Source organism: Pseudomonas sp. JV414 (assembly GCF_032424305.1).
GTDB lineage: Bacteria > Pseudomonadota > Gammaproteobacteria > Pseudomonadales > Pseudomonadaceae > Aquipseudomonas > Aquipseudomonas lini.
Map to the genome: position 1 here is coordinate 207323 of NZ_VYKC01000009.1, position 13540 is coordinate 220862.

A 13540-nucleotide genomic window follows, 5' to 3' on the forward strand; every position below is an offset into this window, starting at 1 on the left:
GCGCGTCAACTTCACGGACTAAAGAGCCGAGCTCAAGTGAACCGGCCCACGCCAGTAAAAACCGATAACTTCTTTCTGCTGATCTTCCGGGCACTGCGTCATCGCCGTGTACCGATCGCATTGCGCATTGCCAGCCATAACGTGATCCTGGTCGCTCTGGCCCTGGTGATCTATGCCTGCGTGATGGGTTTGCAGTTCAAGCAGGCCATGCACGAGCAGGCGGATGCCCTGGGCGAAAGCCTGACCACCCAGACCGCGACCTCGGCCACGGAACTGTTGGTGTCCAATGACATCCTCAGCCTGAACGTGCTGCTCAACAACCTGACCAAGAACAAATTGGTGGCCCACGCCGCCATCTACAGCGTGGATAACCGCATCCTCGCCGAAGCCGGTCAGCGTCCCAAGCATAGCCTGCTGGGCGAAGCCGAGGGCATGTACCAGAGCAAGATCACTTTTCAAGACGTGACCGCCGGGCAACTGCGCATCAGCCTGGACATGGACCAGTTCCAGCAGCCAATGACCATCAGCCTGCAAAGCATGGGCATTCTGAGTGCGATTCTGCTGGCGCTATCCCTGGCCTTGAGCCTGCGCCTGGGACGCAATCTCTCCACGCCGCTGATGCAATTGCGGGTGTGGCTGCGCAATATCGACGAATACACCCCGGCCACCGAGCGCCAGGATGAGGTCGGCGACCTCGCTCGCCAGCTGCACGCCAATTTCGCGCCAGAGCCGGCCGAGCCGGAACCGGCGCCGGAACCTGAATACGACGACAGCGATTACGAAGACGCCGACGATAACGAGCCGACCTTCGAAGTGCGTAACCTGCGCGATCCAGGTTTCGACGAAACCAAGCCTGTCGCCGGCCTCAAGCCTGCGCCGCGGCGCACTGTCAGCACCGTCGAAGAAGATGAGGACGACGAAGATCCGTTTGCCGATCTGCGTGATGATTCGGCAGATAGCGCGCCGAAACCAGTCGTAAAGCCGCAGGTATCGAACTTGCCGCAGCACAGCGCCGTACTGGCCGTGCAACTGGGCGCGCAAGATCAGTTGCGCCGCCTGCCCCGCGCACGCCTGGAAGAGCTGCTCAAACGCTATCGCGATTGCCTCGATCAGGCCGCGTCGCTTTACCAGAGCGAACTGCATACCCTGAACGATGGCAGCACGCTGATGCTGTTCCACACCGAAGACAGCGGCGACGACTACCTGACCAACGCCATCTGCTGCGGAGAGTTGCTGCGCGCCTTGGGTCATCAGTTGCAGATCGAAGTCGCTGATAGCGGCATCACCCTGCAATTGCAGTTGGGCCTGACGCTGGGTGACGAACTGTTCGGCTTGAGCCAGATCGACCTGCTGCTGACCGAAACAGCTCAGGATGCACTGGCCCTGTCGCAACACAGCCGTAACCTGTTGCTGGTGGAGCGCAAGATCAGCGACGACGCACTGATTCGCCAGCGTGCGCGGATCCGCCCGATCGCCAGCCCTGAAGGTGCGTGCTGCGTAGAGCGCTTGATGGAGCCCTATCCGTCGATGCTGGAGCGGCAACTGGCGCGGATGCACGAACGCCGGGCGTAAACGCTAGCCCCCGCTGTAAAGAAGCCCGCAGATGAGTGATCGTCTGCGGGCTTTTTGTTGCCTGTCCCGGCCTCTTCGCGAGCAAGCCCGCTCCCACATTCATCTCGGCTGTCCACAAACGGTGTGCTCACTGAAGATCCACTGTGGGAGCGGGCTTGCTCGCGAAGAGGCCATCAGAAGCACTGAAGACTTCATTCCGCAGAAACAACAAAGCCCGCATCAATGGCGGGCTTTGCTTTGGATCAATCCAGGCTTAGAACCTGAACACTTCCATATCCGTGCGGATCGGCGAAGCCATTGGAATCTTCGGTTGCTTCTCTGGCTCTGCTGCCGGTGCCACAGGCTTGGCAGCTGGCTTGCGAGGTGCTTCGGCGATCGGCGGCTGGTTGGCCAGTGGCTTGAGCGCGGTCGACAGCTGTTCGGCCAGACGCTGCAGCAACACACCCTGAGCCTGAACCTGAGCCGCAGTGCCGCCGGCGTGCTGTTCCTGCAGATGAATGATGCGGTTATCGCGCACCTGACCACGACGGTCGATCAGGCGCCATTGCGCATCAAGGATTGCCGGTTGCGACGCACCCGAGTCCAGACGCGTGATCGTCAGCAGAACCTGAACATCCGGCGTGAAGCCCAGTGTTGCCGGTGCCAGGACAACGCGTTGGCTGTCCAGATGACCGGCGACCTGACGCAGCAACAGCTGATCGATATCGGACGACAGGCTACCCGCCCAACGACCATCAACCGAAGCTTGCAGGCTGCCATCGGGCTGACGCTGCAGCAAAGTTTCGCGTTGCAGGTAGTCGGCAACCGTTACCGGGCCAAGCAATACCGCCATGCCCGCGCTTTGCGCAGGCTGAGCCGGACTTCCGCTGTCCAGCTGATACAGCGACACCGGTTGGTGAACGCTGCAACCCGCCAGGCCAAGAACGCCGGCGAGCATCAAAATAAAAGGAAGGCGCAGAGCAGTCATCGTCCCATCCAGGTGGCTGCCACAAGGCTAACCACAGTGAAAATACTCAAAAAATATGAAGAACGCTCGGCTACGCCGGCGCTTGAAAGGCCATATCATCCGTGAATATGCGTTCCGACTCCAGCGGCAAAGCGTCGATCTACGTGTTAAATCGTAGATCGAGCGCTCTAGGACGCTTAATTGAGGTTTTCGACGAACAGCGCATCAACCCTCTGAAAGCCCCTTGGCAGTTTGTTACCACGACGCCCACGCTCACCTTTGTAGTGTTCAAGGTCGTCCGCCTTCAATGACAAGGTACGTTTTCCGGCCTGCAGCACCAAAGTGGCACCCTCCGGCAAAACGGCGATGTCCGTGACATATTCTTCGCGACTGGCAACACGCTCACCGGAAATCCCGATGATCTTATTCCCTTTACCTTTACCTAATTGTGGCAGATCGCTGATTTTGAAAATCAGCAGGCGACCTTCGGTGGTCACCGAGGCCAGCCAGTTGTGCTCACGATCGGCTACCGGGCGCGGCAGAATCACTTTGGCGTTGTTCGGCAAACTCAACAGGGCCTTGCCCGCCTTGTTCTTGGCTTGCAGGTCTTCACCCTTGACCACGAAACCGTAACCGGCGTCAGACGCGATCACGTACAGCGAATCGTCTTCAGGCATCAGCACGCATTCGAAACTCGCCCCTGGCGGCGGCGTCAGACGGCCGGTCAGCGGCTCGCCTTGGCCACGGGCCGAGGGCAAGGTGTGGGCCGCGACCGAATAACTGCGCCCGGTGGAGTCGATAAATACCGCAAACTGGTTGGAACGTCCGGCCGCCAAGGCCTTGAAACCATCCCCGGCCTTGTAGGAAAGCCCGGTGGCGTCGATTTCGTGCCCCTTGGCAGAGCGAACCCAGCCTTTTTCCGACAGAACTACGGTCACTTTCTCGTTCGGCAGCAGATCGTGCTCGGTCAAGGCCTTGGCTTCTGCACGCTCGACGATTGGCGAGCGACGGTCGTCGCCGTAAGTTTCGGCGTCCTTGATCAGCTCGGTGCGTACCAGCTTTTTCAGCTTGGCTTCGCTGCCCAGCAGGGCTTGCAGCTTGGCTTGTTCCTTGAGCAGTTCATCCTGCTCGGCACGCAGCTTCATTTCTTCCAGTCGCGCCAACTGACGCAAACGGGTGTCGAGGATGTAATCGGCCTGGATTTCGCTCAGGGCGAAACGCTCGATCAGGGCGGCTTTCGGGTGTTCCTCGGTGCGGATGATGTGAATCACTTCATCCAGATTGAGATAAGCGATCAACAAACCGTCCAACAGGTGCAGGCGGCGCTCAACCTTGTCCAGGCGGAATTGCAGACGACGACGCACGGTCTGGACCCGGAATTCCAGCCACTCGACCAACAGCGCGCGCAGGTTTTTCAGCTGCGGCTTGCCGTCCAGACCGATGATGTTGATGTTGACCCGGTAGCTTGACTCCAGCTCCGTGCTGGCGAACAGGTGCTGCATCAGCGCGTCGTGATCGAAGTTCTTGCGCGCACCCGGGATGATCACGATCCGGCACGGGTTTTCGTGGTCGGACTCGTCTCGCAGGTCAGCGATCTGCGGGGCTTTCGACGGTTTGGCCTGCATCATGGCCGCTATCTGTTCCAGCACCTTGGCACCCGAAACCTGATGCGGCAGCGCGGTGACAATGATGTCGCCGTCTTCAATGTGGTACACGGCGCGCATGCGCACCGAGCCCTTGCCGGTTTCGTAGATTTTCAGCAGGTCGGCGCGCGGCGTGATGATTTCCGCTTCGGTCGGGTAATCCGGGCCCTGGATGTGCTCGCAGAGCTGTTCGACCGTGGCTTTCGGCTCATCCAGCAAACGCACACACGCCGTCGCGACTTCGCGCAGGTTATGCGGCGGTACGTCGGTGGCCATGCCCACGGCGATGCCGGTGGTGCCGTTGAGCAGGATGTTCGGCAAACGGGCCGGCAATACCAAAGGCTCTTCCAGCGTGCCGTCGAAGTTCGGCCCCCAATCCGCGGTGCCTTGGCCCAGTTCGCTGAGCAGCACTTCGGAATAACGCGACAGCCGCGCTTCGGTGTAACGCATGGCGGCGAAGGACTTCGGATCGTCCGGCGCACCCCAGTTACCCTGGCCGTCGACCAGCGTGTAGCGGTAGCTGAACGGCTGGGCCATCAGGACCATGGCTTCGTAGCACGCCGAGTCGCCGTGCGGGTGGAACTTACCGAGCACGTCACCGACGGTACGCGCCGATTTCTTGTGCTTGGAATCGGCGTCCAGCCCCAACTCGCTCATCGCATAGATGATGCGCCGCTGTACCGGTTTCAGGCCGTCGCCGATATGCGGCAAGGCACGGTCCATGATCACGTACATGGAGTAGTTGAGGTAGGCATTTTCGGTGAAGTCAGCCAGTGACCGGCGTTCTACACCGTCCAGGCTGAGATCAAGGGAGTCGCTCATGCGGGCCTCATCAGTTCGTTGTCTGGCGCAGCAGCATGGTGCCACCGCGCTGGGTAAATTCAAGTTTGTTCAGTGCGCTCATACCGAGCAGCACCTGATCACCGTGCAGCCCCGGCGCGACCAGAGCGCGGACATCCCGCAGCACGATGTCGCCCAGTTGCAGGCGGTCAATTTTTGTACGATAGCCCTGGCTCAGGCCATTGGCCGTGCTCAGGGTCACACCGAAACCTTCTTCCAGCTTCAAACGCTTGGCCAGATCCGCAGGGATCGCCACATCGGTCGCGCCGGTATCGAGCATGAAATCCACCGGCTGACCGTTGATCTGGCCAGTGGCAATAAAATGCCCCTGGCTGTTGCTGATCAGCTTCACTTCGATAAAACCTTCGCCCTGTTCAGAACTGACCACCGCATTCGGGTTTTGCTGGTTCTCTTCCCATTGCCCGAAAAATCGTGTCGCCAGAAATAGCGCGGCGCACCAGGCCAACACCATCAACACCCGACCAGCGCGTTTGCCCGGAGGCTGTTGACTCATGGCTTGGCACTCCAGCCACCTTCAGGCGCGGCAAAGCGCCAGACAATCGGGCGTTTCTCCCCGTCGACGCGCGCACCATTGTTGTTGTCGATACCAATCCAGGCACCGTCGACGTCCACGATCAACGCTTCCGCCAGCCCAAAGGGCTGTGAATAACGACGGTTTTCCTGCAAGGCCTCGGCGGCAAACGACCAGCAGCGCTCGACCTTGGCTGTCACCGCATCGCGACGGCAAACCTGAAAGGCATTGCGCTCAAGGGTGAACAATTTGCCGTCAAACAATGACAGATCGGCAAAATCCCGGGAGCGCGCGCGGGCCTTGGGAAATTGCGCTGGTTGCATCTCCACCCCGGCTTCACTCAGCAGCACACAACCACCCTTGCAGTCCCAGACCGTTTGCTGGCGCTTGATCAGCAGCAAACCGCGGCGCTCACGTTCGGCGGCCAGCCACAGCGTGTCACCAGCCGGATTGATCGCCAGCCCTTCAAATAACGAATTGAAGTGCAGCAACATGCCGCTGGCCCGTGCTTCGCGTACCAGCATCGGCGAGATTTTCAGCCAGGACGCAGGCCCGATTGGCGGAACCTGCAGCACCGCGGCGTGCGCTTCGCTGACGATGTAACGATTGCCAGCGCTGTCGCAGGTGATGCCTTCGAAATCCAGGTCCCCGCCCCGCACGAACGACGCCGCCCAGGCCCGCGAACGCAAGCCCCAGGGCAAGCCGCTGTCGGGCGCCAGGGGTACGTCGATGCGCACGGTTTCGGCGTGCCAGGTGTTGTTGCGGGTGTCGAGGCGATAGATTTGATCATCGTCACGATCCGAAACGGTCCACAAATCCTTGCCGCACTGGGCCAGCCCCGACAGATTGCCGCCGCGCATGCCGTCGACGGCATGCTCGGATAACAGGCGCAGCTCGGGTGCGGGCTGCGCCGAAACCGTTACCGAGGTCAGCAGCAACGCACACGCCAGGGCCCAGCCAAATCGCATCAGCCCAGAACCTCGGCCAGGTTGCCCTTGGACTCCAGCCAGGACTTGCGATCGCCAGCGCGTTTTTTCGCCAGCAGCATGTCCATCATTTCCGAGGTCGCGTCGAAATCTTCCAGCGTCAACTGCACCAGACGCCGCGTGTTCGGGTCCATGGTAGTTTCGCGCAACTGCGGCGGGTTCATTTCACCCAGACCTTTGAATCGGGTGACCTGTGGTTTGCCGCGTTTCTTCTCGGCTACCAGACGATCGAGAATGCCATCGCGCTCGGCCTCGTCCAGGGCATAGTAAATTTCTTTGCCCAGGTCTATACGGTACAGCGGCGGCATGGCGACGTAGACGTGTCCGGCATCCACCAGCGGACGGAAATGCTGGACGAACAAGGCGCAGAGCAACGTGGCGATGTGCAGACCGTCGGAGTCGGCGTCGGCGAGGATGCAGATCTTGCCGTAACGCAACTGGGCGATGTCCGCCGAGCCCGGATCGACACCGATGGCCACGGCAATATTGTGCACTTCCTGGCTGGCCAGCACTTCGCTGCCGTCGACTTCCCAGGTGTTCAGAATCTTGCCGCGCAATGGCAGGATCGCCTGAAATTCTTTGTCCCGCGCCTGCTTGGCCGAACCGCCGGCGGAATCACCTTCCACCAGGAACAGCTCGGAGCGCATCGGGTCCTGTCCGGCGCAGTCGGCGAGTTTGCCCGGCAACGCCGGCCCTTGGGTAATGCGCTTACGCTCAACCTTCTTGCTGGCCTTCAGACGACGGCCGGCGTTGTTGATCGCCAATTCCGCCAGCAGCATGCCGGTCTCAGGGTGAGCGTTGAGCCACAGGCTGAACGCGTCCTTGACCACACCGGAAACAAAGGCTGCCGCTTCACGGGATGACAGGCGTTCCTTGGTCTGACCGGAGAATTGCGGTTCCTGCATTTTCATCGACAGGACGAACGCAATGCGTTCCCAGACGTCTTCCGGCGCCAGCTTCACGCCACGCGGCAACAGGCTGCGGAATTCGCAGAACTCGCGCATCGCATCGAGCAAGCCCTGACGCAGACCGTTGACGTGCGTACCGCCCTGGGCCGTCGGGATCAGGTTGACGTAGCTTTCCTGAACGCTGTCGCCGCCCTCGGGCAACCACAGCAACGCCCAATCGACCGCTTCTTTGTTACCGGCCAGGCTGCCGCAGAACGGTTCGTCCGGCAGGCGTTCGAATTCGCTGACTGCGTCTACCAGGTAGGAGCGCAGACCGTCTTCGTAATGCCATTCGACTTTCTCGCCGGTGGCCTTGTCTTCAAAACTGACCAGCAGCCCCGGGCACAGAACGGCCTTGGCCTTGAGCACGTGCTTGAGGCGGCTGATGGAGAATTTCGGTGAATCGAAGTACTTCGGGTCCGGCGCGAAGAACACGCTGGTGCCGGTGTTGCGCTTGCCGACGGTGCCGATCACTTCCAGCTCGGTCTTTTTGTAACCGTCAGCGAAAGTCATCTGGTATTCGTTGCCGTCGCGCTTCACACGCACCCGGACTTCGGTCGACAAGGCGTTGACCACGGAAATACCCACCCCGTGCAAACCGCCGGAGAACTGGTAGTTCTTGTTGGAAAACTTGCCGCCCGCATGAAGCTTGGTGAGGATCAGTTCGACGCCCGACACACCCTCTTCCGGGTGAATGTCCACTGGCATGCCACGGCCGTCATCGCTGACTTCCAGAGAGTGATCGGCGTGCAGGATGACCTGCACCGATGTCGCATGCCCGGCCAAGGCTTCGTCGACGCTGTTGTCGATGACTTCCTGGGCGAGGTGGTTCGGTCGACTGGTGTCGGTGTACATGCCGGGGCGTTTGCGCACCGGGTCGAGGCCCGAGAGGACTTCGATGGCGTCTGCGTTATAAGAGCTAGCGCTGGGAGTGGCCATGGGGTCTCGTCGTCCGCCTGTAAAAAGTGTTCTGTGAAAAAGAGAGTTCTATGAAAAAGAGGCGACAAATCACAGTGCAGTGAAATCAATCGCCTGATACAAATCTGCGCCGATGCCGGCGAAACTCAGCATTGCCGGCAATCGCTCGGCAAAACCCTGGAAACTATGGTCGCCGCCCGCCTGGATGCGCAAGGCACAGGCTCGGTAATACTGCTGGGCGAGGCGATAATCCAGCGTTTCATCGCCGGTCTGCAACCACACTTGAAACCGCTGCGGATCCTGGGGCGCCGGCACTTCCAGCTCGGCCAGGGCCGTCACGTGGTCGTGGGTCATTTCCCAAGTCTCATTGGTATACAGGTTTTTCTGCGTCCCCAGATACCCGTCGAACATCCGGTGCGGGCTGACGGCCGGGTTGATCAACAGGGCTTTCAAGCCATGGCGCTCGGCCAAGTGAGTCGCATAGTAGCCGCCGAGTGAGCTGCCGACCAGCAGTGGCCGCCCCAGCTCGGCAATCGCCTGCTCCAGCTGACCGATGGCCTCGCGAGGATGGTGATGCAAGGCCGGCACACGCAACTGATCGCTCAAGCCCAGCCGTTCCATCACATTAATCAACTGACAGGCCTTTTTCGACGCCGGCGCGCTGTTGAAACCGTGGATATAAAGGATCGAACCAGACATTTGAGCTCCCTGTGCGTCGGGTAAAGAGGCGCAGTTTACAGGGTGTCGGGAAAATCGGGGATATGCGTGGAAATCATGTCACCTGAGCAAACGCCATCGCGGGCAAGCCCGCTCCCACAAGGATCTGAGGCGTTCACAAATCCCCTGTGGGAGCGGGCTTGCCCGCGATGGCCGCACCTCGGTCTTGGAAAATGACAAATAAATCAGTAGCCGTTAGAGCCGTAATCAATCTGAAAGTCGAACCCGGTGACGCGTTCCACGCCAGTTTCCAGCCGACCATCCGGCAACAACCGCAACCATCGATACCCCGGCGCCTGCTCACTCACCTTGAAATCATCACTGCCCGGCTCGAACTGAATACAGGTCGAGGGCGATGCGATCAGGCGTACACCGTTGCGCTCCTGGTCAATTTCCTGATGCACATGCCCCCACAACACCGCACGTACCTGAGGAAACCGATCCAGCACCGCGAACAACGCTTCAGGATTGCGCAATCCAATGGGCTCCATCCACGCACACCCGATCGACACAGGATGATGATGGAAACACACCAAATGATGCCGCTGCGGCGCCTCACTCAATGAGCGGGCCAGCAACTGCAACTGTTCATCCTGCAAATACCCCGGCACCGAACCCGGCACCGCAGAATCGAGCAACGTAATCCGCCAGTTGCCAATGTCCACAACCGGTTCCAGCAGCGCACTCTGCACTGCCGCCTCGGCCATGATCCGCGGCTCGTCATGATTACCGGGAATCCAGCGTGCCGGCGCATCGATCTGCCGGGTCAGGTCACGAAACAGCTGATACGACTCCAGCGTCCCGTCTTGGGAAAGATCGCCACTGGCAATGATCAAGTCGATCTGCGGCTGCTGAAGCTTTACCAGCTCAATGACCTGTTGCAGGCTGTCGCGGGTATTCATGCCCAGCAACGTCCCGTCCGCCTCGGCAAACAGATGGCTGTCGGAGAGTTGCACCAGCAACGCAGGATCGGCGGTGGTCAATGTGGATACGCTCGGCAAGGCGTTCTCCCAGGGCGTGATCACGGGATGGGTAAGTGCCGCAATTATGCTGGGGGACGATCAAAAGAGGAAACCTGTGAACCGGACGCAGTTCACAACTACCGAACGACTGCGTACTCGTGCCCACATGCCAGACAGTGACTCAGCCATTCCCCCAGGAACAGATTGAGCTGAGCCTTTTCATCCGGCTGATGCATCGCGGCGTTCGGGTAAGGATAGATGCCCCGGAAGCGTCTTGCATGCTCAGCACTGACCACTTCGGCCATGCAGGCGTCGTGATAGACCTGAACTTCCAGTTGCGGCACCGGCAGCCATGGCAGGCTGTGTTCCTGGCGTACTTGCAGGGTCGTGGTGTACGGGCAGACCTGCAGCACTTCGAGGGCCAGCACACCCAGCATCTGGTCGCCATGGGTCACGGCAATGCGCCGGGCTGCCGGCTCGTTGCGCATGTCCGGTAGCAGTCGCATCAGGCGCGCGTAATTGGCCTCGCAGGAGGCTTGCAGCCCCACGAGGTCGATCCGGTAGCGATCGCGCAGCTTGTTTACGACCATAACCCCCTCACTTCAACGCGGTTCAAAGCCAGCCATTGCAAGGCGATGATGCTTGCCGCGTTGGCAATACGTCCGTCGCGTACGGCTTGCAGGGCATCTTCGAACGCCCAGACCGTGACGCGAATATCTTCTGCCTCTTCCTCCAGCCCATGCAGGCCGCCGACCCCGGTTGTCTCGCAACGCCCCAGGTACAAATGCACGAATTCATTACTGCCGCCCGGCGATGGAAAATATTTGGTCATCGGCCAGAGCGCCCCGAATACAAGCCCAGCTTCCTCCTGCGCTTCGCGGTGAGCAACTTCTTCCGGTACTTCATCCTTGTCGATCAGACCGGCGACCAGTTCGATCAGCCACGGATTGTCGGTCTTGCCCATGGCACCGACGCGAAACTGCTCGATCAGCACCACTTCATCGCGCTGCGGATCGTAAGGCAGCACGCACACCGCATCATGGCGCACGAACAGTTCACGATTGATTTCGCGACTCATGCCACCGGCGAACAATTCGTGGCGCAAGTGCACGCGGTCGAGCTTGTAGAAACCCTCATAGCACTTTTCGCGCCGAACGATATCAACGGCGGTCGGAATGGCGTTGGCAAAATCAGTCATGACAATCCTCGTTTACTGCAAATCCGTTATGAGGTTCCTTTTTTTACTTGCAACTCGTTACTTGCAACCTCGACTTCGCGCCATCCTAACGCGCCCGCGATGTTTGATGCAGCCCCTTTCCAGTCAGCGGGATAGACGGTGAGGGCGAAACCAACTCTAATTAGCTTAGTGGCGAACTGACTGCTTCGTTAAGAGTCGAAGCGGGTAACTTTTCGCCTTTCCCTGTTTTATGAAGGACGCCCATGTCGCTTTTTAAAATCGCCTCCGTGGCCGCAATCGCCCTGACCCTGGGCGCCTGCCAGAGTTTGTTCCAGCCCAACTATCGGGCGCCGCTGGAAACTACCCGCGACGCATCGGAACAGTTGAAACCAGGCTGCGCCAACGCTGAATGCCCGTTGGTGAATATCGATACGCTGCGTTTCCCGGATGAACCTGCACTTGACGGCATCATCGAAAAACGCCTGCTGCAAATGACCCGCACCTCGCCTGACGCCCCTGTAGCGCCAACATTGGCGGCGTATCGCGAGCAGTTTTTGAGCAGTGCCGGCCCGCGCTACAGCAGCTACCTGCAAGCCAAGGTACGTGAGCAGCATGACGGCTTGGTGATCGTTGAATTATCCAGCTACCTGGACACCGGCGGTGCCCATGGCACGCCGGGCCGCGGCTTCATCAACTACTCACGTCAGCAGCATAAAGTACTGACCCTCTCGGACATGTTGATCCCGGGGCAGGAAGAGGCGTTCTGGAAAGCGGCCCAAGTGGCGCACAACAGTTGGCTGATCAGCACCAAGCTCGATCAGGAACCGGAGTTCGTGAAGAGCTGGCCCTTCGTGAAAACCCAGAACGTGGCGCTGACCTACGGCGGGGTGATCCTCAAGTACGAAGTGAGCACCATCGCGCCTTACGCATTGGGCCACGTCGAACTGAAGATCCCCTACCCGCGCCTGAACGGTATTCTCAAGCCCGAGCTGTTTCCCGGCCGTAGCTGAAGGCCCGACCGAGCAGCAGTTGCAGCAGCCCTGCCAGTACCAGCGACGGCAGGGTTGCGCCGATGTCCGGATAGAGATTGGCCAGCAAATGATAGGTACTCACCCCGCCCAACCAGGCGAGCAACGCCGGCCAGCGCAATGCGGCTGACGCTACATGAGCACTGCGCTTGCGCAGGATGAAGTGATCCACCAGCACTACACCGAACAGCGGTGCAAACACCGAACCGATCAACAGCAGAAAGTTCTGGTACTGGGCCAATGGCGCCAGGCACGCGATCAGTGTGCAGATCACGCCGATCGCCAAGGCCAGATGCTCAACTTTCAAGCGCAACAGAATCCCGCTGGACACCGCCGCCGAGTGAATGTCGGCAAAGGCATTTTCCGACTCATCCAGCAGAATCAGCAGCAACGGAATCCCCAACCCTGCACCGGCCAACGCCAGCAGCAAGGCATTCACTTCGCCGCTCGGCGCGAACGCCAGGGTGTAGGCAACGCCCAAACTCATCAGCCAGAAGTTACCGATAAAGAAACCCAGCGCCGTACCGCCGAAGACATTCTTCGCACGCTTGCCGAACCGCGAGTAGTCGGCAATCAGCGGCAACCACGACAGCGGCATGGCGATCGCAATGTCGAAGCCCACGGCAAACGGCATCGAACCATCACCGGCCTGCGCCCACAACGCCGCCAGGTCGGCTTTGACGAACAGGTTCCAGGTCAGCCAGATGCACGCGGCCAGCAGCAGCCAGATGCCCCACTTGCGCAGGATCTTGCGCACAAAGGTCAGTGGCCCGCTGACGGCCAGCAAAGTCGCCAAACCGCCGAAGAAAACTGTCCACAGCAGCGGATTCGTCATCAGGCTGCCTTCGCTGAACGCACGGGCGCCGAGCAGGCTGGCAGCGTCGCGCATCACGATGATTTCGAACGAGCCCCAACCGATCAGTTGCAGCAAGTTCAACACCGCCGGAAGGCTCGCGCCATGTTTGCCGAGGCTGAGTTTGAGCGCGGCCATCGACGCCAGGCCGGTGTCGCTGCCGATCACGCCGACGGCGGCCAGCAACAGAACGCCGACCAGCGTGCCAAGAAAAATCGCCAGCAATGAGCCGGACAGGCCCAGACCTGGAGCGAGCAGCGCGCCGGTCTGCAACACCATCAGGCCGATGCCGAGGGAGAACCACAGGGAACACAAATCACGGCCGCCGAAGACACGCTTGTCGATCGGCACCGCGCAATCCGGGGAATAAGTGCTGGGTTGAATGCTCAAGGGGTGTTATCTCAGAGGGACATTTGTTG

At 59.9% G+C, this 13540-nt stretch carries 12 protein-coding genes; 2 read left to right on the forward strand and 10 right to left on the reverse strand.

Annotated features, from left to right (window positions below):
- The first annotated feature begins 36 nt into the window (after nt 1-36).
- Complete coding sequence (locus F6R97_RS11930; RefSeq protein WP_315866591.1) at nt 37-1572, forward strand: AhpA/YtjB family protein; 1536 nt, start codon at nt 37-39, stop codon at nt 1570-1572.
- A gap of 253 nt (nt 1573-1825) precedes the next feature.
- Here the strand turns inward: F6R97_RS11930 and F6R97_RS11935 are convergent, their stop codons facing one another.
- The 9 genes from F6R97_RS11935 to F6R97_RS11975 form a co-directional block, all read right to left on the reverse strand.
- Nucleotides 1826-2539, reverse strand: a complete 714-nt coding sequence (locus F6R97_RS11935; protein WP_038978693.1) for a membrane integrity-associated transporter subunit PqiC — start codon at nt 2537-2539, stop codon at nt 1826-1828.
- A 176-nt stretch (nt 2540-2715) separates the two neighbouring features.
- Entirely contained in the window at nt 2716-4983 is a 2268-nt protein-coding gene (gene parC / locus F6R97_RS11940; RefSeq protein ID WP_038978692.1) for a DNA topoisomerase IV subunit A, read from the reverse strand.
- Nucleotides 4984-4993: 10 nt separating this feature from the next.
- Complete coding sequence (locus tag F6R97_RS11945) at nt 4994-5515, reverse strand: TIGR02281 family clan AA aspartic protease (RefSeq protein WP_050681611.1); 522 nt, start codon at nt 5513-5515, stop codon at nt 4994-4996.
- Entirely contained in the window at nt 5512-6501 is a 990-nt protein-coding gene (locus tag F6R97_RS11950; protein ID WP_315866592.1) for an esterase-like activity of phytase family protein, read from the reverse strand. Before F6R97_RS11950 ends, F6R97_RS11945 begins: the two co-directional genes overlap by 4 nt.
- Nucleotides 6501-8405: a DNA topoisomerase IV subunit B gene (parE, locus tag F6R97_RS11955; RefSeq protein ID WP_007902595.1), complete on the reverse strand. Its 1905-nt coding sequence runs from the start codon at nt 8403-8405 to the stop codon at nt 6501-6503. Before parE ends, F6R97_RS11950 begins: the two co-directional genes overlap by 1 nt.
- Before the next feature lie 69 nt (nt 8406-8474).
- Nucleotides 8475-9083, reverse strand: coding sequence for a YqiA/YcfP family alpha/beta fold hydrolase (locus F6R97_RS11960; RefSeq protein WP_038978689.1), 609 nt, complete (start codon nt 9081-9083; stop codon nt 8475-8477).
- 203 nt (nt 9084-9286) lie between these two features.
- On the reverse strand, nt 9287-10102 hold the full coding sequence (cpdA, locus tag F6R97_RS11965; protein ID WP_050681609.1) for a 3',5'-cyclic-AMP phosphodiesterase: 816 nt from the start codon (nt 10100-10102) through the stop codon (nt 9287-9289).
- 98 nt (nt 10103-10200) lie between these two features.
- A complete protein-coding gene (locus tag F6R97_RS11970) occupies nt 10201-10653 on the reverse strand; it encodes a DUF1249 domain-containing protein (RefSeq protein WP_038978687.1) in 453 nt (150 codons plus the stop codon).
- Nucleotides 10644-11261, reverse strand: coding sequence for an NUDIX domain-containing protein (locus F6R97_RS11975; protein ID WP_038978686.1), 618 nt, complete (start codon nt 11259-11261; stop codon nt 10644-10646). Before F6R97_RS11975 ends, F6R97_RS11970 begins: the two co-directional genes overlap by 10 nt.
- Nucleotides 11262-11503: 242 nt before the next feature.
- Here F6R97_RS11975 and F6R97_RS11980 point away from each other — a divergent pair, with 242 nt between their 5' ends.
- Complete coding sequence (locus tag F6R97_RS11980) at nt 11504-12250, forward strand: RsiV family protein (RefSeq protein WP_038978685.1); 747 nt, start codon at nt 11504-11506, stop codon at nt 12248-12250.
- Here F6R97_RS11980 and cytX read toward each other — a convergent pair.
- On the reverse strand, nt 12219-13511 hold the full coding sequence (cytX, locus tag F6R97_RS11985) for a putative hydroxymethylpyrimidine transporter CytX (protein ID WP_315866593.1): 1293 nt from the start codon (nt 13509-13511) through the stop codon (nt 12219-12221). The genes F6R97_RS11980 and cytX overlap by 32 nt on opposite strands.
- Between the last annotated feature and the right edge of the window lie 29 nt (nt 13512-13540).